Source organism: Ferrovibrio sp., assembly GCF_019636075.1.
GTDB lineage: Bacteria > Pseudomonadota > Alphaproteobacteria > Ferrovibrionales > Ferrovibrionaceae > Ferrovibrio.
In genome coordinates this window covers 48,931-67,159 of sequence record NZ_JAHBYG010000018.1, presented here as the reverse complement: position 1 = coordinate 67,159, position 18,229 = coordinate 48,931, and the positions used below count along the sequence as shown (strand labels likewise).

General features: G+C 62.8%; 17 protein-coding genes and 1 pseudogene. 3 read left to right on the top strand and 15 right to left on the bottom strand.

The window, feature by feature from the left end; all coding sequences use genetic code 11:
* From KF827_RS09750 to rpsB, 14 genes and pseudogenes are all read right to left on the bottom strand, one after another.
* A pseudogene (locus KF827_RS09750) lies at positions 1–134 on the bottom strand (LpxI family protein); the annotation flags it as partial.
* Entirely contained in the window at positions 115–921 is an 807-nt protein-coding gene (lpxA, locus tag KF827_RS09745) for an acyl-ACP--UDP-N-acetylglucosamine O-acyltransferase (RefSeq protein WP_291004129.1), read from the bottom strand. The gene lpxA and the pseudogene KF827_RS09750, both read right to left, overlap by 20 nt.
* Positions 921–1,412: a 3-hydroxyacyl-ACP dehydratase FabZ gene (fabZ, locus tag KF827_RS09740; protein WP_291004126.1), complete on the bottom strand. Its 492-nt coding sequence runs from the start codon at positions 1,410–1,412 to the stop codon at positions 921–923. Before fabZ ends, lpxA begins: the two co-directional genes overlap by 1 nt.
* Positions 1,405–2,436 (bottom strand): UDP-3-O-(3-hydroxymyristoyl)glucosamine N-acyltransferase, encoded by a 1,032-nt coding sequence (lpxD, locus tag KF827_RS09735; protein WP_291004123.1) that lies wholly within the window; start codon positions 2,434–2,436, stop codon positions 1,405–1,407. Before lpxD ends, fabZ begins: the two co-directional genes overlap by 8 nt.
* 6 nt (positions 2,437–2,442) lie before the next feature.
* Complete coding sequence (locus KF827_RS09730) at positions 2,443–3,084, bottom strand: OmpH family outer membrane protein (protein ID WP_291004120.1); 642 nt, start codon at positions 3,082–3,084, stop codon at positions 2,443–2,445.
* Between the two features lie 28 nt (positions 3,085–3,112).
* Entirely contained in the window at positions 3,113–5,455 is a 2,343-nt protein-coding gene (bamA, locus tag KF827_RS09725) for an outer membrane protein assembly factor BamA (protein ID WP_291004117.1), read from the bottom strand.
* Between the two features lie 49 nt (positions 5,456–5,504).
* Positions 5,505–6,647, bottom strand: a complete 1,143-nt coding sequence (gene rseP, locus KF827_RS09720; RefSeq protein ID WP_291004115.1) for an RIP metalloprotease RseP — start codon at positions 6,645–6,647, stop codon at positions 5,505–5,507.
* A gap of 93 nt (positions 6,648–6,740) precedes the next feature.
* The gene (locus tag KF827_RS09715) at positions 6,741–7,943 is read right to left on the bottom strand and encodes a 1-deoxy-D-xylulose-5-phosphate reductoisomerase (protein WP_291004112.1); all 1,203 of its coding nucleotides are present in this window, start codon (positions 7,941–7,943) and stop codon (positions 6,741–6,743) included.
* Complete coding sequence (locus KF827_RS09710; protein WP_291004109.1) at positions 7,940–8,782, bottom strand: phosphatidate cytidylyltransferase; 843 nt, start codon at positions 8,780–8,782, stop codon at positions 7,940–7,942. Before KF827_RS09710 ends, KF827_RS09715 begins: the two co-directional genes overlap by 4 nt.
* Complete coding sequence (locus KF827_RS09705) at positions 8,763–9,437, bottom strand: isoprenyl transferase (protein WP_291004148.1); 675 nt, start codon at positions 9,435–9,437, stop codon at positions 8,763–8,765. The genes KF827_RS09710 and KF827_RS09705 overlap by 20 nt, the downstream gene beginning before the upstream one ends.
* 113 nt (positions 9,438–9,550) lie before the next feature.
* A complete protein-coding gene (gene frr, locus KF827_RS09700) occupies positions 9,551–10,072 on the bottom strand; it encodes a ribosome recycling factor (RefSeq protein ID WP_291004143.1) in 522 nt (173 codons plus the stop codon).
* Positions 10,073–10,129: 57 nt separating this feature from the next.
* On the bottom strand, positions 10,130–10,870 hold the full coding sequence (gene pyrH, locus KF827_RS09695) for a UMP kinase (RefSeq protein WP_291004106.1): 741 nt from the start codon (positions 10,868–10,870) through the stop codon (positions 10,130–10,132).
* A 140-nt stretch (positions 10,871–11,010) separates the two neighbouring features.
* Positions 11,011–11,934, bottom strand: a complete 924-nt coding sequence (tsf, locus tag KF827_RS09690) for a translation elongation factor Ts (RefSeq protein ID WP_291004103.1) — start codon at positions 11,932–11,934, stop codon at positions 11,011–11,013.
* A 109-nt stretch (positions 11,935–12,043) separates the two neighbouring features.
* On the bottom strand, positions 12,044–12,832 hold the full coding sequence (rpsB, locus tag KF827_RS09685) for a 30S ribosomal protein S2 (protein ID WP_291004101.1): 789 nt from the start codon (positions 12,830–12,832) through the stop codon (positions 12,044–12,046).
* A 283-nt stretch (positions 12,833–13,115) separates the two neighbouring features.
* Between rpsB and KF827_RS09680 the strand changes: the two genes are divergently transcribed.
* Both KF827_RS09680 and KF827_RS09675 read left to right on the top strand, forming a co-directional pair.
* The gene (locus tag KF827_RS09680) at positions 13,116–14,429 is read left to right on the top strand and encodes a pentapeptide repeat-containing protein (RefSeq protein ID WP_291004098.1); all 1,314 of its coding nucleotides are present in this window, start codon (positions 13,116–13,118) and stop codon (positions 14,427–14,429) included.
* A gap of 23 nt (positions 14,430–14,452) precedes the next feature.
* Entirely contained in the window at positions 14,453–15,769 is a 1,317-nt protein-coding gene (locus KF827_RS09675) for a pentapeptide repeat-containing protein (RefSeq protein ID WP_291004095.1), read from the top strand.
* Here the strand turns inward: KF827_RS09675 and KF827_RS09670 are convergent.
* Entirely contained in the window at positions 15,766–17,040 is a 1,275-nt protein-coding gene (locus KF827_RS09670) for an MFS transporter (RefSeq protein WP_291004092.1), read from the bottom strand. The two genes, KF827_RS09675 and KF827_RS09670, sit on opposite strands and share 4 nt — an antisense overlap.
* 148 nt (positions 17,041–17,188) lie before the next feature.
* On the opposite strand from KF827_RS09670, the gene KF827_RS09665 reads away from it, so the two are divergent.
* Positions 17,189–18,226 (top strand): HlyD family secretion protein, encoded by a 1,038-nt coding sequence (locus tag KF827_RS09665; RefSeq protein WP_291004089.1) that lies wholly within the window; start codon positions 17,189–17,191, stop codon positions 18,224–18,226.
* The last annotated feature ends 3 nt before the right edge of the window (positions 18,227–18,229 follow it).

Here is an 18,229-nt window from a genome sequence, read left to right as displayed (position 1 = left end):
GTGGCTTCATCGCAAAACCCTCGCAGGGCTGCGATGAAAAGCGGGCGTCCGCTATCTGCACAGGCTGCACGCACCAGCGCGGGGATCTGCCCTCCGCCGGCGATCAGCCCCAGCTTAGATGGATTTGCTGCCATCGGGCAGCGGCAGGCAGATGCCGCGCGACGAAGCGTTGCGCGTGAAATCCACCACTTCCTGCACCAGCTCCACATCGGTGAAAAGCTGGGCTACATCTTCGATCCGCTCGGCCAGCGTGCCTTCATCGGCAAACAGCATACGATAGGCCGCGCGCAGTTTGTGGATGGCTTCACGCTCGAAGCCGCGCCGTTTCAGGCCCACCAGATTGAGGCCGGAAAGATGCGCGCGGTTGCCGATCACCATGCCATAGGGGATCACATCCTGCTCCACGCCAGACATGCCGCCGATCATCGCATGCTTGCCGATGCGGCAGAATTGATGCACCGCCGCCAGACCGCCTACGAAGGCGAATTCGCCAACCTCGATATGGCCGGCAAGCGTGGCATTGTTCGCCATGATCACATGGTCGCGCACATGGCAATCATGCGCCACATGGGCACCGGCCATCAGCAGGCAGTTATCGCCCACGCTGGTGAGCATGCCACCGCCTTCGGTGCCGGGATTGATGGTAACGCCTTCGCGGATCTGGTTGCGTTTGCCGATCACCAGGCGCGAGGCTTCGCCCTTGTATTTCAGGTCCTGCGGCTGGTGGCCGATGGACGCGAAGGGAAAAATCTTGGTGCCTTCGCCGATGCTGGTATTGCCAGACACCGCCACATGGCTGACCAGTTCCACGCCATCGCCCAGCTCAACCTGGGCACCGATGGTGCAGAACGGGCCGATCTTCACGCCGGCACCGAGCTTGGCGCCCGGCTCGATCACCGCACTGGTATGTATCTGGCTCATCACTTATCCAGGATCATGGCGGAGAAAATGGCTTCGGCGGCAACCTTGTCGTCCACCACAGCCTTGCCTTCGAACTTCCACACCGGACCGCGCTGCTTGATGCAGTTGACATGGATATACACGCGGTCGCCAGGAGTGACCGGTTTACGGAAGCGGGCCTCGTCGATGGTCATGAAATAGACCAGCTTGCCTTCGGATTCCTTACCCAGCGAATGCACCACCAGCACGGCAGCGGTCTGCGCCATGCTTTCCACGATCATCACACCAGGCATCACCGGCTGCGTGGGGAAATGGCCGGTGAAATACGGTTCGTTGATGGTGACATTCTTGATACCAACCGCGCTCACACGCGGCTTCATATCTACCACCTTGTCGACCAGCAGCATGGGATAGCGATGCGGGATCATTTCCATGATCCGCAGGATGTCCACGCTGGCCACGGTTACGTCCTGCTTTGCTTCGGGCGCGGCGCCGGTGGGGGCGTCATTCATTATCGGTTCCTCTTGTCTTGCTCAGGCGGCGCAATGTCGCCACCTGACGGAAATAGTCTCTGGCGGGCGAGGATGGACTGCCGACATGGCGCTGGCCAGCCGGAATGTCGGTCATCACACCCGCCTGGGCGCCGATCTGCGCGCCGCTGCCGATGGTAAGATGTCCGGCCACACCGGCCTGGGCAGCCACCACCACAAAATCCTCCAGCCGCGTCGAGCCGGCAATGCCGACCTGGGCGATCACGATGCAGCCGCGCCCCATGGTCACGTTGTGCCCGATCTGCACCAGATTATCAATCCAACAGCCGGGCCCGATCACGGTATCGGGACCGGAACCGCGATCTATGCAGCTATTGGCGCCGATATCGCAATCGTCACCGATCAGTACGCGGCCCAATTGCGGCACTTTTATATGCCCGGCGGGATGTGGCGCGAAGCCGAACCCATCCTGGCCGATGCGAACCCCGGGATGCAGCGTTACACGCGCCCCCAGCAAGCAATGGCTGAGCGATACATTGGCGCCAATGCGGCAAGCCTCGCCCAGCACCACATTGCGACCGATCACCGCGCCCGGCCCTATGCTGCAACCTGCGCCGATCTCGGCACCGGCTTCGATCACCGCACGTTCCGCCACGCTCACCCCTTCGCCAAGCCTGGCCGTGGGGTCGATGCTCGCCGTGTCATGCATGCCGGCAGGCGAACGCGGCAGCGGGTAGAAAAGCTGCGCCGCACGGGCATAGGCATGATAGGGCTGCGGCGTGATCAGCAGCGCCATGCCGGCTGGCGCGCGGCTACGGAATTTCTCGGCCAGAATGCAGGCAGCAGCCTGGCTCGCATTCAGCTTGTCAGCGTATTTCGGATTGTCGAGAAAAGTCAGCTCACCATCGCCGGCACGATCCAGCGGCGCCACATCGCGCAACTGCAACCCGGACTGGGCCGGGTCCGCAAGCTTCGCCCCGATCCGCTCGGCGACCATGCCGAGCGTGAACGGCCCGGCATTGTCGAAGAAACGCGGATCGGCCATTGCAGCTTACTGCGCCGCCGGCAGATTGACCTTCACCGAGGGCAGCCGCTGATCCAGACGACGCAGCACCTCAACGGTCAGGTCGATATTGTCGCCGATGATCACATGCATTTGCGAGCGATCGAGCACCATGTTGAAGCCGCGCTCGGCGCTGAGCTCTTCAAGGATCTTCACCACCTGCTGGGCGATCTGTTCGCGCACGCCGGCCATGCTCTTGTCCACGGCCTGCGAGCGCTCCTGCACCCGGCGCTGCACCTCGATCACCTTGCTCTGGAAAGCCTGGCGGCGCTGGTCCCACACTTCAGGCGCCAGGATCGAACGCTGACGCATCAGCTCCTGATCCTCGCCGCGCAGCTTCTCGTCTTCCTTGGCCATCTCGGCCTGGAAGGTGTTGCGGAACTGCTCAAGCTGCTGCCGCGCGCCCTTATGGGCGGAAGCATCGCGCATGATGCGCTGGATATCGATAACCGCGATGGAAGCCGGCGGCACCTTGCCGGCCGGTGCAGCGGCCTGGGCCGGCGCGCGTTGCGCCTGGGCCACAGCCGGGCCGACAGCAGCAACCGCAACAGCGGCGACGAGAACGCAACCCAGCAAACGGAGCATTTTAGGCATACCGGCTTGGCGGAACAGGATGGACTGGCGAGACATGACGAAGGGCCTTGCTTTTCGTAGCGTCCTAGAAACGGGAACCGAAATTGACGCGGAATACTTCGGTTTCATCGAATTCTTCTTTGCGGAGCGGATAGCCGAGATCGACGCGGATCAGGCCGAAGGGCGATTTCCAGGAAACGCCGGTGCCGATCGAAACGCGCACCGCCTTGGAATCCAGCACATCGTTACCGGTTTCACCCGACTGCCAGAGCGCACCGGCCTCGGAGAACAGCCGCCCCTTGATGCCGAAATCGCTCGGCAGACCAAGCGGGAAGGTCAGTTCCACATCGCTCTTGTAATAATAGCGACCGCCCAATGCCTTGGAGTTCTGGGTTTCGCGCGGGCCGACGCCGCCTGTAGCGAAGCCACGGAAGCTGTCGCCGCCCAGGAAGAAACGGTCGGAAATGCGCAGGCGCTCGCCGAAGTCGTAGAGCACGCCACCCTCGCCGCCGACGCTCAACACCACTTCGTCGGCAACCGGGAAGTAATGCGCCGCCTGGCCCACATTGCGGATATAGCGCTCGGTGCCGCCCAAACCGGCCACTTCCTGATTCAGGCGCAGGATATAGCCAGAGGTGGGCTCGATCTTATCGTCGCGGCGATCGTAAGTAAGGATATGGCCGACCGACGAAGTGACGGTGCCGCCCTCTTCCTGTTTGATGAAGCGCGACTGGTTCGATTCAACGTCGTCGATCTCGTCATGCCGCAGACGATAGAAGGTGGTTTCGCTCAGATACTCGGTGATCGGGAAACCTGCACGCAATGCACCCATCGTGGTGGTCTGGGTATAACCGCTGCGGCGGGTGTAGTCCGAGCGCCGGCGCTGCAGATCGAAACCGGCAGCCAGTTCACGGTCGAGGAAATACGGCTCGGTGAAGCTGAGATCGGCCTGCTGGCGACGTGCCGACAGCGTGAAGCCGACGCGCAAATCCTGCCCGCGACCGAGCAGATTGCGTTCGCGCACCGACACATCGCCCAACACGGAATCCGTGGTGGAGTAGCCAACGCCGAACGACAATTCACCGGTGGATTTTTCCGTCACATCCGCAGTCAGCACCACCTTGTCAGGCGCCGAGCCTTTATTCTCGCTGATATTCACCTTGTCGAAGAAGCCCAGGCCGTTCACACGCGTGCGGGTGCGGCGCAGCTTTGCGGCGTTGAAGGCATCGCCTTCCACCAGGCGGAATTCGCGGCGGATAACCTTGTCCAGCGTGCGCACATTGCCAACCACGTCGATGCGCTCGACATAGACCCGCGGGCTCTCGCCGATGGCAAAGGTGATATCGATAAGGCGCTTGTCGCGATCCTTGTTCACCTCGGGGCGCACTTCCACGAAAGCATAGCCCAGGCGGCCAAGCTCGGTGGTCATGTCCTGCACGGTCTTTTCCACCAGATCGGCATTATAGATTTCGCCGCTGGCAATCCGCAGGAAGGGGTTCAGAGACGCGCCTTCCACGCCCTTGATCTCACTGGCGACCTTGATGCCGCCAACCCGGTAACGCTCGCCCTCTTCCACCGTGAAGGTCAGGAAGAAACTTTCGCGACTGGTCTGCAACTCCGCCACCGCGTTCACCACGCGGAAATCGGCATAGCCCTTGGAGAGATAGAAGCGGCGCAGCTTCTCGCGGTCGAAGGTCACGCGGTCCGGATCGTAATTGTCATCCGAGGTCAGGAAACGCCACCACACCGATTCCTTGGTCTGGATCACTTCGCGCAGACGGGGATCGCTGAAGGCTCGATTGCCGATGAAACGGATGCGGCTGATGCCGGTGATCGACCCTTCGTTGATCTCGAAAACCAGATCCACGCGGTTCTGCGGCAGCTGGATCACCTTGGGCTCCACCGTGGCCGCGAAACGACCGGTGCGGCGGTAGACCTGCTGGATGCGCTGGGTATCGGCCTGCACCTTGGCGCGGGTATAGACCTGGCGCGGCTTCAGGCTCAGTTCACGACGCAGCGTATCATCCTGCACCCGGCGGATGCCTTCAAACACCACGCGGTTGATCAACGGGTTCTCGGTCACGCGCACCTGCAGCACGCCATTCTGCATACGCATGTTCACGTCGGAAAACAGCCCGGTGGCAAACAGCGCTTTCAGCGACTTATCGGCCTGATCATCGGAATAGATATCGCCCGGCTTCAGGGTGATGTAGCTCTGGATGGTGGAGACCTCGATACGCTGGCCGCCTTCCACCTGGATATCGCGCACCACCTGGCCCACACCGGCGCGCTGCTGCGCCCAGGCCGGTGCCGCGCCGCCCAAAACCAGCGTGATGCCAGCCGCGCCGCACAGAATGGCGGCAACCAATACCAACAGGGCGGAGCAGGCACGCAGTTTTTGCGCGATGCAGTTAAACGCCTGTGCCATGCCCAGAATCATCCCCATCACCGAACGAGCCGCCCTCACATAGCCGTTTTCAAGAAAAAAGCCCAGCGATGAAATTGAAAACCGGCAGGCGGTTCAAGTCGTTCCAGGTGGCGAACACAAAAAGCGACAGCACCAGGGCAAAACCGATCCGGAAACCGTATTCCTGGGCACGCTCGCCCAGCGGTTTGCCGCGCACGGCTTCAAATGCATAGAACAGAAGGTGGCCACCATCCAGCATGGGCACGGGAAACAGGTTGATCAGGCCAATCGCCACCGAAAGCGTGGCCATCAGCGAGATCAGGCCCAGCCAGGAGGCCTTGGCCACATCGCCCGACATCTTGGCAATGCCGAGCGGGCCAGACAGCTGGTCGCCGCTTTCCTTGCCGCCGATGATCCGGCCCAGATAGGTGAAGGTGCTGGAAATCTCGGTGCCGATCTGGCGCACCGCCTGGGTGACAGCCGAAACCGGGCCATGCTTGATGAATTCGATGCGGCCAGCGGCCTGCACGCCCAACTGGCCCACCCGCTGGCTGCCGCCGAAGCCATCCGACACATCCACCCGGGCGGGGGTGACGGTCAGCGTCAGTGGCTGGCTGTCGCGCAGCACACCGACCTGGATCGGGGTTTCGGCCCGCAGCGCCACATAGGTGCGCATCTCGGTGAAGCTGAGGATTTCCTTGCCATCCAGGCTGGTGATGCGGTCGCCCGGCTGCAGGCCAGCCTGTTCGGCGGCGCTGCCGGCCACAACATTGCCCACCACCGGCGGCGAGAAGGATTGCCCCACGGTCATGAACAGCGCGGCGTAGATCAGGATGGCGAAGATGAAATTCGCCACCGGGCCGGCCGCCACGATGGCGGTGCGCTGCGGCAGCGACTTGTGATGAAACGATACGGCGCGGTCGGCGGCGCTCATGGTGGCCATGGTCTCGCCATCGGCACTGCCCGAGGTGGCATCGGCATCGCCGAAGAATTTCACATAGCCGCCCAGCGGCACGGCGGCGATCTTCCAGCGCGTGCCATGGCGATCCATCCAGCCGAACAGCTCCGGGCCGAAACCGATGGAGAAGGTTTCCACCCGCACGCCACAGCGCCGCGCCACCCAGAAATGCCCGAGTTCGTGCACGAAGACGATAACGGTCAGCACCACCAGAAACGGAACGATGTAGCTGACCAGATTGACGATGAAATCCATTGCGCCACCTTAAACCAAACAAACCCACCTGAACCTAATGATGAGCCGCAAGCCAAACCCGAACTATGCGCTGCCGCCCCTGAAACCTGCTTACTACCGCCCTGCTCGGGTGGTTAATCCACGGGCCGGCCGTATCCGTGTCACACCGGCGGGCTCCAGCAATTGCCGGGCCTCGCGCCGGGCTGCCGCATCGGCTTCATGAACCTCCGCCAGAGTTTGGGGCATTGCGTGGTCCAGCCGCGTCAGGCTCTGTTCGACGATGCGGGCGATATCCAGAAAGCCGATCCGGCCAGCCAGAAACGCCTCCACCGCCACCTCGTTGGCAGCGTTTAAGATAGTAGGAGCCGCCCCCCCGCTTTGCAAGGCCTGCCGGGCCAGGTTAAGTGCCGGGAATCGAACGGAATCCGGCGCCTCGAAGGTCATTTTTGCAAGAGTTGGAAGATCCAGCTTGGGCGCCGGGGTGTGCATGCGACCGGGCCAGGCCAGCGCCACGGCAATGGGGGTGCGCATATCGGGACTGCCCAGCTGAGCCAGAACCGAGCCATCGACATAAGCCACCAGGCTGTGAATCACCGATTGCGGGTGGATCACCACCTCGATCCGCTCCTCGGGCACCGGAAACAGGAAGCTGGCCTCGATGAGTTCCAGCCCCTTGTTCATCAGCGTGGCGGAATCCACGGAAATCTTCGCCCCCATGCTCCAGACCGGATGCGCCATGGCCTGAGCCGGGGTGACTTCCCGCATGTCGGCCATGCTCAGTGTACGGAATGGCCCGCCCGATGCGGTGAGGATGATGCGTTCCACCGCCTCGGCGCGCTGGAAATCGAAAACCTGGAAGATGGCGTTATGCTCGGAATCCACCGGCAGGATGGTGGCGCCGCAGCGCGCCGCCTCTCCCATCACCAGCGGGCCGGCACAGACCAGGCTTTCCTTGTTGGCCAGCGCCACGGTGGCGCCGCGCCGCACGGCGGCCAAGGTGGGCGCCAGGCCGGCGGCACCAACGATGGCGGCCATCACCCAATCGGCCGGCCGCTCGGCGGCTTCGATCAGGGCGTTCACGCCGCCGCCAGCCTCGATGCCGCTGCCGGCCAGGCGCTGGCGCAGTTCCGGCAGCAGGCTTTCATCGCCGATCACGGCAAATCCGGCATGCAGGCTGCGAGCCTGTTCGGCCAGCAGAGCCACATTGCTCTGCGCCGTCAGCGCTTCGATGGCAAAGCTCTCCGGCTGGCGCAACAGCAGGTCCACGGTGGAGCGTCCGACCGAACCGGTGGAGCCCAGAATACTGACCCGTTTCATGGCCATAGCTTATCACCCCAGAGCAGCATGCCCAAAGCCGCGAAAGGGGCAGCGAACAGCAGGCCATCCAGCCGATCCAGCGCGCCGCCATGGCCCGGGATCAGGGCGCCGCTGTCTTTCACGCCGAAATGCCGCTTCACGCCGGATTCAAAGAAATCGCCGGCCTGCGACACCACCGCAACCAGGGCCGAGAACAGCGCCAACAGCAGCCACGGCAGCTCATGCCCCGGCGCACTGCCCAGCAACGCGATGGCGCCGCCAGTCACCGCCGCACAGAGCATGCCGCCGCCCAGGCCGGCCCAGGTCTTGTTCGGGCTCAGCACCGGGATCAGCTTCGGCCCGCCGATCACCCGTCCGAAGATATAGGCCCCGGTATCCGTGGCCCAAACCACCGCCAGCAGCCACAGCACGATCAGCCGCCCATCGCCGGGATGGCCGCGCAGCCAAACCAGGCACAGGCAGGGCAAACCGATATACACCGCGCCGGCCAGGGCCCAGAGCGGACGCTGGCGCTGCAACACCGGCAGCAGCACGATAAACACCGCAAGCAGGCCCAGCGCCCAATCGGCGCGGCCATCGGCCATGCTGCCCAACGCCAGCAACAGCGGCATCCAGAAATAGGTCAGGTGCAGCGATTTCGGACCTTCGCCGGGAAACCGCAGCCATTCGCGCAGCATGAAATAAGCCGCAAAGGCCGCCAGCATGGCAAACACCGCCCCGCCCATCCACCAGGCGGCAAGCGCCAGCGGCAGCATGACGGCAGCCGAAGCGATACGCTTGGTCAGCGCACTTGCCGGCTGGCGCGGCGCCTCGGCCTGCTCAGGCACTGCTGGCGCCATAGCGGCGTTCGCGCCGGCCATATTCCGCTATCGCCGCGGCCAGTTCGGCCCGACCGAAATCCGGCCACAGCGTATCGGTGAAAACCAGTTCGCTATAAGCCGCCTGCCAAAGCATGAAATTGCTCAGGCGCTGTTCGCCGCTGGTGCGGATCAGCAGATCGGGATCGGGAATGCCGGCGGTCAGCAGGTTGCGTTCGATCATCCCGGCATCGATCTGCTCGGGCTTGATCTCGCCGCGCAAAGCGGCTTCCGCCAGCCTGCGCGCAGCCATCACCAATTCATCCTGGCTGCCATAAGACAGCGCGATGATCAGGGTGAGCCGGCTGTTGCCCAAGGTCTTGGCCTCGGCCTCGTCCACCAGCGCCACGATATCGGCCGGCAGCCGGCTGCGATTGCCGATCACCCGCACGCGCACGCCGTTGCGACGCAATTGCTCAAGCTCGCTTCGGATGAAAATGCGCAGCAGATCCATCAGGCCGGAAACTTCGCTGGCCGGGCGCTTCCAGTTCTCGGTGGAAAAGGCATAGAGCGTGAGATACTCGATGCCCAGATCGGGGCAGGCCTTCACCACCTCGCGCACGGCATCGACGCCTTTGCGATGGCCGAGATTGCGCGGCAGCCCACGTGCCTTGGCCCAGCGGCCATTGCCATCCATGATGATGGCGACATGGCGCGGAACAGCCGCGCCGCCGGTTTCCTGGCCAGCGGTTGCGGTGTCGGCGGCAGGCTGCAACAGCGCCGCGGAGTCCGGCAAGGATGCAGCCATGATCAGACCTGCATGATCTCCTTGGATTTCTGCGCCAGCGCATCGTCGATACGCTTGATCGACTCATCGGTGAGGCGCTGGATTTCCTCCTGCCACATCTTCACGTCGTCTTCGCCGATCTCGTGGTCCTTCTCCAGCTTCTTCAAGCTGTCCATGCCATCGCGGCGCACGCCACGCACGGCCACACGGGCCTGCTCGGCATATTGCCCGGCCACCTTGCTCAGCTCCTTGCGGCGCTGTTCGTTCAATTCCGGGATCGGGATGCGGATCAACTGGCCGTCCGCCTGTGGATTGAGGCCGAGACCGCTGGAGGCAATCGCCTTCTCCACCGCCTTGGCATTCGACTTGTCCCAGACCTGCACGCTGATCATGCGCGGCTCCGGCACACTGATGGTGCCGACCTGATTCAGCGGCATCGAACTGCCGTAAACATCCACGCGCACGGGATCCAGCATGCTGATCGTGGCGCGGCCGGTGCGCAGGCCGGAGAATTCATGCTTCAGTACGTCCACCGCCTTGTGCATGCGGCGTTCGATGTCGTCGATATCCAGATCGGCCACGGTAAATCTCCCTGAAACGCTTTATTCGCCTTCGATTACGGTGCAGCGCCCCTCTCCGGTCAACACTTTGGCGAAGCCACCGGCTTCGTGCAAGGAGAAGACCAGGATCGGAATCTTGCTTTCCCGCGCCAGGCTGATTGCCGAGGTGTCCATTACCTTCAAATCCTTCGCCAGCACTTCGCGGTAGGTCAGCGTTTCATAGCGCGTGGCGGCGGGGTTTTGCTTCGGATCGTCGGAATACACGCCATCCACCTGAGTGCCCTTCAGCAGGGCATCGCAGCCCAGCTCGGCAGCGCGCAGGGCGGCGGCGGAATCGGTGGTGAAAAACGGGTTGCCGGTGCCGGCAGCACAGATCACCACCCGGCCCTTTTCAAGGTGGCGGATGGCGCGGCGGCGGATATAGGGTTCGCAGACGGTGTCCATCCGGATAGCCGACTGCACCCGTGTGTCGACATTATGGCGTTCCAGCGCATGCTGCATGGCAAGGGCGTTGATCGTGGTGGCCAGCATGCCCATGTAGTCGGCCGAAGCGCGCTGCATGCCTCGGGTGGCGCCAGCCACGCCGCGGAAGATGTTGCCGCCGCCGATCACCATGCAGACCTGGGCGCCCATCTCCTGCACATTCTTCACCTCGCGGGCGATCCTGTCGCAGGTTTCAAAATCAATGCCATAGGGGGTTGGGCCCATCAGCGCCTCCCCCGAGCATTTCAGCAAAACACGGTGATATTTCAGGTGCCCATTCTTAGATTCTAAAATGCTCATACTGGACCTCGGAAGCCGGCGACGGGGACGATTCCCGAAGCCGGACCATACAGCATCGGGGCCCGCCCTCCAATCCGATCCGGGCAAAAGCGCTGGATCAGATCGGCGGGCGAGCCCCGAAAAAACAACGAGTTAGGCGATTACGAGGTGATCTTGGCCACTTCGGCGGCGAAATCTTCCGACTTCTTCTCGATCCCCTCGCCCAACTGGAAGCGCACGAAACCGACCAGCTCGATCGGGGCGCCGGCGGCCTTGGCGGCCTTTTCGATCGCCTTGCCCACCTGGGTTTCGCCATCGATCACGAAGGTCTGCTCCAGCAGAACCACTTCCTGATAGAACTTGCGCACGCGGCCTTCCACCATCTTGGCGATGATCTCGGCCGGCTTGCCCGAACCGGCAGCCTGGTCGGTCAGCACCTGGCGCTCACGCTCCACGGCGGCCGGATCCAGATCGGCCACGCTCAGCGATTGCGGGTTGGCGGCGGCGATATGCATGGCCAGCTGCTTGCCCAGCGCATCCACGGCCTCGGCCGGCGCGGTGGACTTCAGCGCCACCAGCACGCCCAGCTTGCCCAGGCCTTCGGCCAGCGCGGAGTGGACATAGCCCACCACGCGGCCGCCCTCGACCGTCAGGCGCTTGGCGCGACGCAGGCTCATATTCTCGCCGATGGTGGCGATGGCGTTGGTGATGGCTTCCTTCACATTGCCGGCGCCGCCCGGGAAAGCGGCGGCTTCCAGCGCGGCCACATCGTCGCCCACCTTCAGGGCGGCCTTGGCGATGCCGGCGGCAATGCCCTGGAACTGGGTGTTGCGGGCCACGAAATCGGTTTCGGAATTCAGTTCGATGACGGCGCCGGTATTGCCTTCGAGAGCCAGGGCGACCAGGCCTTCGGCGGCCACGCGACCGGCCTTCTTGGCAGCAGCCGACAGGCCCTTCTTGCGCAGCCAATCCACGGCGGCATCCAGGTCGCCAGCGGTTTCGCCCAGAGCCTTCTTGCAATCCATCATGCCCGCGCCGGTCTTCTCGCGCAGGTCTTTCACCAGGGCCGCAGTGATCTCAGCCATGTTCGTATCTCCGGTTCAAATCAGGTTTCAAACGCTTAATCTTAAACGGCGGCGGCGCGCCCCCGATTTGATCAGGGGTGCGCCGCCGATAATCGTCGCTCAGGCTGAATTAAGCCTGGGCCGCCTCGGCCGCGACTTCGGCTTCCGGCGCAATCTCGGGCTGCAGCTCTTCGGCCTCGCCCAGATCAACGCCGCTGGCCGCCAGCTGCTCTTCCATGCCGCCCAGCACGGCTAGGCCGAACAGGTCGCAATAGAGATTGATGGCACGCAGCGCGTCGTCGTTGCCCGGCACCGGATAGGTGATGCCCGACGGATCGGAATTGCTGTCGAGGATCGCCACCACCGGAATGTTCAGGGTGCGGGCTTCGGCAATCGCGATGTCTTCCTTCACGGTGTCGATCACGATCATCACGCTGGGCAGACCGCCCATATCCTTGATGCCGCCCAGCGCCCGGTCGAGCTTTTCACGCTCGCGGGTCAGGTTCAGCAATTCCTTCTTGGTCAGGCCAACCGCGCCATGCTCGCCGGAAAGCTGCTCTTCCAGCTCCTTGAGGCGCTTGATCGACTGGGAGATGGTCTTCCAGTTGGTCAGCATGCCGCCGAGCCAGCGATGGTTCACATAATACTGGCCGCACTTGCGGGCAGCTTCGGCCACGGCTTCGGAAGCCTGGCGCTTGGTGCCGACGAACAGCACCTTGCCGCCGCCGGCAACGATGTCGCGCACGGCATGCAGGGCACGGTGCAGCAGCGGAACGCTCTGCTGCAGGTCGATGATATGGATGTTGTTGCGCTCTCCGAAGAGATACGACTTCATCTTCGGGTTCCAGCGATGGGTCTGGTGCCCGAAATGCACGCCGGCCTCGATAAGCTGACGCATCGTGAACGTGGGTACGGTCATCGTCTTAGGTCCTTTTCCGGTTGGTCCGCCGCAAGCGCCGTCTCGTGCCACCGTGGCCCGAAACACCGGAACGCCGCCCTGGGATGTCTCCCCAGGGATGCGCAAGCCTGCGTGTGGGGTATGGAAACGCGGCGCTTTTAGCCGAATCAGAGCGGTTTGGCAAGCGCCCGCCCCTACCCGGTCGGATTAACCAGCCATGATCACAACTTGCACCGATTTTCCGCAATACAACCGGGATTTTCCGCGCCGCCTCGGGCATACTACGCCTATGGACCTACAACAAATGAAGCCCGAGACCCTGGCCAGCCTTGTGCAGGCCCACGAGCGTTTCGCCAAGGGCCAACGCAATGGCAACCGCCTGAATCTGCAATTCTACGATTGCTCGGGCCTGAATTTCGCCAACCGCGACCTCCGCCAATGCAACCTGGTGGGCAGCACCCTACGCGGCGCTTTATTCCGGTTTTCCGACCTTTCCACCGCCAATTTCTATGGCGCCGACCTGGAAGGCGCCGACCTTTCCAACACCAACCTCACCCGGTCTGACCTGCGCGGCGCCAAGCTGCGCGGCGCCAACCTGGAATTCGCCGATCTGACCGGGGCCGATATCCGCGATGGCCGGCTGGTGCGCCCGGATGCCGATGGCAACCTGGTGGCCGTGGCGGCCGGCGGCGCGATTACCGAAAAGGCGCATATGAGCCACGCCAAGCTGATCGGCGCCAAGCTGGGCCGGGCGATCAGCCAGAATGCCGATCTCAGCCATGCCAACCTGGCCCATGCCAAGCTGGTGGATGCCGATCTTTCCGGCTGCGACCTGCGCGGCACCATTTTCGTGGGCGCCGACCTGACCAACACCAACATGAGCAATTGCAAGCTTTCCGGCGCAGTGCTGGCCGGCGCCACGCTCACGGGGGCGAATTTCGACCAGGCCGACCTGGCCGGCGCCTTCTTCCGGCAATCCGAAATGAAAGACGCCCGCAGCACCGCCAGTACGCAATTCTCGCGCGCCATCAACGATCTGGAAAAGCCGCTGCAAAGCATCCTGCGCGAACATCTGCTCTGGGCCGAAAGCATGGGCGCCAAGGGCAAGCGCGCCGATTTCAGCCGGGTGGATGTTTCCGGCGCCAAGCTGAACAAGCTGGATCTCTCTGCCGCACTGTTCGTGCAGAGCACCATGGTGGAAACCGAATTGCAGCAGGCCGTGCTGACCATGGCGGATTTCACCGATGCGATGCTGCTGAACGTTAACATGATGGGCGCCGATCTGCGCGGTGCGAAATTCTCCGGCGCCAACATGATCGGTGCCAACATGAAGCAGGCCAAGCTTGGCACCATGCCGATCACCAGCCTGCAGGGCAAACGCTGGCCGGCCAATATGGAAAGTGCGAATCTGAGCCAGGCCGTGCTGGCCGGAGCCGATCTGCGCGGTGCCAATTTTTCGCGCGCCATACTGGTGCATGCGGATTTGCGCGATGCCGACCTGACCGGCGCCGATTTCAGCGGCAGCGATCTGTCTGGCGCCGATCTGCGCAATGCCAAGATGAGCGGCGCCGACCTGCGCTCGGCCATCGGCGTGAATACCGAAGCCGAGACGGAATAACGGGTGGATCTGGGAACAGGCGGATGGAAAATACCGTCAAGGTGATTGCGCAATACGAACTCGACGAATTGTTCGAATTGCATGCCAACTACGTGAAGGGCGTTCGCGGCGGCAAACGCCTGGTGATGCATTTCCGCGATGCATCCCGGCTGGATTTCAGCGGCAAGGATCTCACCGCCGCCGATTTCGTCGGCAGCCGGATGACCTATGCCGATTTCAGCCACGCGATCCTGACCGGCGCCAATTTCTTCGCCACCGATTTGCAGGGCGCCGATATGCGGCGCTGCGATCTCACCAAAACCGACCTGCGCGGCGCCAACCTGCGCAATGCCAATCTGGAAGGCGCCAACCTCACCGCCGCCGATATCCGTGACGGCGTGCTGCTGCGGCCCGATGAAGACGGCAACCTGATCGCCGTGCTGAAACGCTCTGCCAGTTTCGACAACGCCAAAATGGCCGGCGCCAATCTGTCTTCGGCCAAACTTGGCAAGGTGGTGGGCCGCAATACCGATCTCACCAATGTGAATTTCTCCAATGCCAAGCTGAACAATGCCGATTTCACCGGCTCCAACCTCACCGGCTGCCTGTTTGCCGGCGCCGATCTGACCCAGGCCAATCTGAGCCAATGCCTGCTGCATGGCGCGGTGCTGGCCGGCGCCATGCTGAACGAAACCAATTTCGATGGCGCCGACCTTACTGCCTGCTATTTCCGCCCGATCGACCTGCGCGATGCCGATGTGTCGAAAGCGATCCTGCCGCGCAGCCTGGAAAGCCTGGATCGTTCATTGCAATTCATCGTGAAAGAGCATCTCAGCTGGATCGAAACCCTGGGTAAGCAGGGCATGCGGATCGATTTCAGCCGCTACGATCTGTCCGATCAGAAACTCTCCGGCATCAATTTCTCCGCCGGCGATTTCTCTTATGCCATCCTGCGCAACACGGATTTCTCCGGCTGCCGTTTCGTGCTGTCGGATTTGCGCGGCGCAATGATGTTGAATGCCAATTTCAGCACGGCCAACATGCAGGGCTGCAAATTCGATCGCGGCATTCTCACCAACGCCGATTTCCGGGCCGCCAAGCTGTCGCCGGTTCTGATCACCGGCGCCTTCCATCGCAAGCAGCCCAGCAGCTTTGCCGAATGCAATCTCACTCAAGCGAAATTCCAGGGTGCGGATCTGGAAGGCGCGATATTCAACCGCTCGATCCTCACCATGGCGGATTTTCGCGCGGCCAATCTGAAAGGCGCCAGCTTTCTGGATGCCGATCTGACCAATACCGATTTCCGCGGCGCCGATCTGGATGGCGCCGACTTGCGCGGCGCGGTGGGCTACAAGCTCTAATCGGCCGTCTCGGGCACCGGCTCTGGTTCCGGCAAGCTGGCCAAACCCGGCATGGCCGAAAACGCGATCATCAGGAATTGCACCACAAAACCCAGCGCCCCCAGCCAGATCGTGGCCTCCAGGCCCCAGCGGCCGCCGACCCAGCCACCCACCAGCGCCCCCAGCGGCCGCATGCCCAGCGACACAACCTGCTGAATCGCGCTGGCGCGGCCGATCAGTTGCACAGGCACCAGGGCTTGGCGCAGGCTGTTCTGGCTGATGGTCCACAGCATCGGCCCGAAACCGAAAAGCAGAAAACCGGCCCCGACCAGAACCATGCTGTTGCCCGAGGCAATCACGCCGGGTAGAGAACTCAAGGCAATGGCAAGAGCTGCCAGCAGCGACAGGATGGGGCCGATCATCAGCAGCCGTCCGAAAGCCAGGCTACGTTGCAGCATCGGCATGAACAGGCTGGCCAGCAGCATGCCGATACCGATCAGCCCCATGGCCAGGCCGATCTCGGCGGCGCCCAGGCCTAATGTCTGGCTGGCAAACAGCACAAACACCGCCATCAGCAGAAACCAGCTGAAATTCCATGCCATGGCACAGCAGGCAATGGCACGCAGCAAGGGTTGGCGCAGCACCAGCCGCAGCCCCTCGCCCAGCGCCGGCAGCATGGCCTGACGGGCCTGCCCGGTATATTCGGGCGGCAAATCGCGACGCATCGACGGATCCCGCAACAGCCATGCAGCCCAGATCGATCCCAGGCCGGATACCGCCAGCGCAATCGCCGGCGAAGCCCAGGCGGCAAAAGCCCCAGCCAAGCCCGGCCCCAGAAAGATCGCAGCCGCGCGGGCGAATTCCAGCTTGGCATTGGCGGTGCCGAGCAGACCGCGTGGCACAAGAGCAGGCAGATAGGCCTGCGAGGCCACGTTGAACATCACGCTGGCGGTTGCCAGCAGAAACCCCAACAAACTCAGCAGGCTGAGGCCCAACCAGCCGCCATAGACCAGCACCGGCAGGCTGAGCAGCAGCAAGGCCCGCGCCGCCTCGGACCCGGCCATCAGCCAATGGCGGGGCCACCGATCCGCCCACAACCCGGCCAGCAGCGACAACAGCAGATACGGCAAGGTTTGCGCCGCCCCCAGCACCCCCATTTCCTGCGGGCTGGCTCCCAGCGCCAGGGCGGCCATCAGCGGGAGCGCTGCAATGCTCAACTGGTCTGCCCCATGGGCTGCCGTATTGGCGATCCACAGACGGTTGAAGGCGGGCGGCAGGCTGGCTTTTGTCATAGCCCTGCATAGCAATCCCGGTTTTCCCTGACTATCCGCCCCTTGCACTTTCTTTTTTTGTAACGGGCGCCACAAAGCCGCCATTATTTTATAGACAATACTGTACAATAATTATAGACAAGGCGCCTGACAGTCTCGGAATCTCCCCATGAAGAAAAAAATCATTCTGTCCCTGTTCGCCCTGGCACTGCTGGGCACGGCTGGCCATTTCGGTTGGCAATGGTGGAGCCATGGCCGCTTCATCGAAAGCACCGACAATGCCTACGTGGCAGCCGATATGAGCGTGATCTCCTCCAAGATCAGCGGTTACCTGCAAAGCCTGGAAGCCGCGGAAAACCGCCGGGTCAAGGCCGGCGATGTGCTGTTCCGTATCGACGACGCCGATTACCGCGCCAAGTTGGCCCAGGCCGAAGCGCTGCTCGCCACGCGCCGCGCCGCAATGGATATCGTGGATCGCCAGTTGAACACCCAGCAGGCCAGCATCGCCGAAGCCGAGGCAAGCCTGCGTTCCAGCCGCGCCGATCTCACCCGCACCGACGACGATCTGCGGCGCTATAATCAGCTTGCCAGCGGTCAATATGTGTCGACCCAGAAGCTGGAAACCGCGCAGACCGACCAGCGTAAGGCCAAGGCCGCCCTCGAACGCGCCGAAGCCGGTCGTTCCGTGCAGCGCAGCCAGATTGCCGTGTTGCAGGCCAACCGCGAACAGGCCATGGCAATGATCGCCCAGGCCGAAGCCGAAGTGGCAATGGTGAAGCTGGATCTGGAAAACACCGTGGTGCGTGCGCCCATCGACGGCGTGGTGGGCAACCGCACCGCCCAGCTAGGACAATATGTACGCCCCGGCGTGCAGTTGATGGTGATCGTGCCGTTGCAAGAGGCCTATGTGGTGGCCAATTTCAAGGAAACCCAGTTGCGGGATTTGCGGCCGGGCCAGAAGGCGCAGATCAAGGTGGATGCTTATCCGGGCCAGGTGCTGCAAGCGCATATCGACAGCCTGGCGCCGGCCAGCGGCGCGAAATTCAGCCTGCTGCCGCCCGATAACGCCACCGGCAATTTCACCAAGATCGTGCAGCGCGTGCCGGTGAAACTGGTGATCGACAAGGCGGCCGGCAATCCGGTCGATACTCTGGTGCCCGGCATGTCTGTGCTGGTGGAGATAGATCGCCGCGCCAGGCCCGAGTAACGC

Bases quoted from the DNA above. Each gene is read 5' to 3' on its own strand.
- lpxA (WP_291004129.1), bottom strand. From the start codon at position 921: ATGAGCCAGATACATACCAGTGCGGTGATCGAGCCGGGCGCCAAGCTC.
- fabZ (WP_291004126.1), bottom strand. From the start codon at position 1,412: ATGAATGACGCCCCCACCGGCGCCGCGCCCGAAGCAAAGCAGGACGTA.
- lpxD (WP_291004123.1), bottom strand. From the start codon at position 2,436: ATGGCCGATCCGCGTTTCTTCGACAATGCCGGGCCGTTCACGCTCGGC.
- KF827_RS09730 (WP_291004120.1), bottom strand. From the start codon at position 3,084: ATGTCTCGCCAGTCCATCCTGTTCCGCCAAGCCGGTATGCCTAAAATG.
- bamA (WP_291004117.1), bottom strand. From the start codon at position 5,455: ATGGCACAGGCGTTTAACTGCATCGCGCAAAAACTGCGTGCCTGCTCC.
- rseP (WP_291004115.1), bottom strand. From the start codon at position 6,647: ATGGATTTCATCGTCAATCTGGTCAGCTACATCGTTCCGTTTCTGGTG.
- KF827_RS09715 (WP_291004112.1), bottom strand. From the start codon at position 7,943: ATGAAACGGGTCAGTATTCTGGGCTCCACCGGTTCGGTCGGACGCTCC.
- KF827_RS09710 (WP_291004109.1), bottom strand. From the start codon at position 8,782: ATGGCGCCAGCAGTGCCTGAGCAGGCCGAGGCGCCGCGCCAGCCGGCA.
- KF827_RS09705 (WP_291004148.1), bottom strand. From the start codon at position 9,437: ATGGATGGCAATGGCCGCTGGGCCAAGGCACGTGGGCTGCCGCGCAAT.
- frr (WP_291004143.1), bottom strand. From the start codon at position 10,072: ATGCACAAGGCGGTGGACGTACTGAAGCATGAATTCTCCGGCCTGCGC.
- pyrH (WP_291004106.1), bottom strand. From the start codon at position 10,870: ATGAGCATTTTAGAATCTAAGAATGGGCACCTGAAATATCACCGTGTT.
- tsf (WP_291004103.1), bottom strand. From the start codon at position 11,934: ATGGCTGAGATCACTGCGGCCCTGGTGAAAGACCTGCGCGAGAAGACC.
- rpsB (WP_291004101.1), bottom strand. From the start codon at position 12,832: ATGACCGTACCCACGTTCACGATGCGTCAGCTTATCGAGGCCGGCGTG.
- KF827_RS09680 (WP_291004098.1), top strand. From the start codon at position 13,116: ATGAAGCCCGAGACCCTGGCCAGCCTTGTGCAGGCCCACGAGCGTTTC.
- KF827_RS09675 (WP_291004095.1), top strand. From the start codon at position 14,453: ATGGAAAATACCGTCAAGGTGATTGCGCAATACGAACTCGACGAATTG.
- KF827_RS09670 (WP_291004092.1), bottom strand. From the start codon at position 17,040: ATGACAAAAGCCAGCCTGCCGCCCGCCTTCAACCGTCTGTGGATCGCC.
- KF827_RS09665 (WP_291004089.1), top strand. From the start codon at position 17,189: ATGAAGAAAAAAATCATTCTGTCCCTGTTCGCCCTGGCACTGCTGGGC.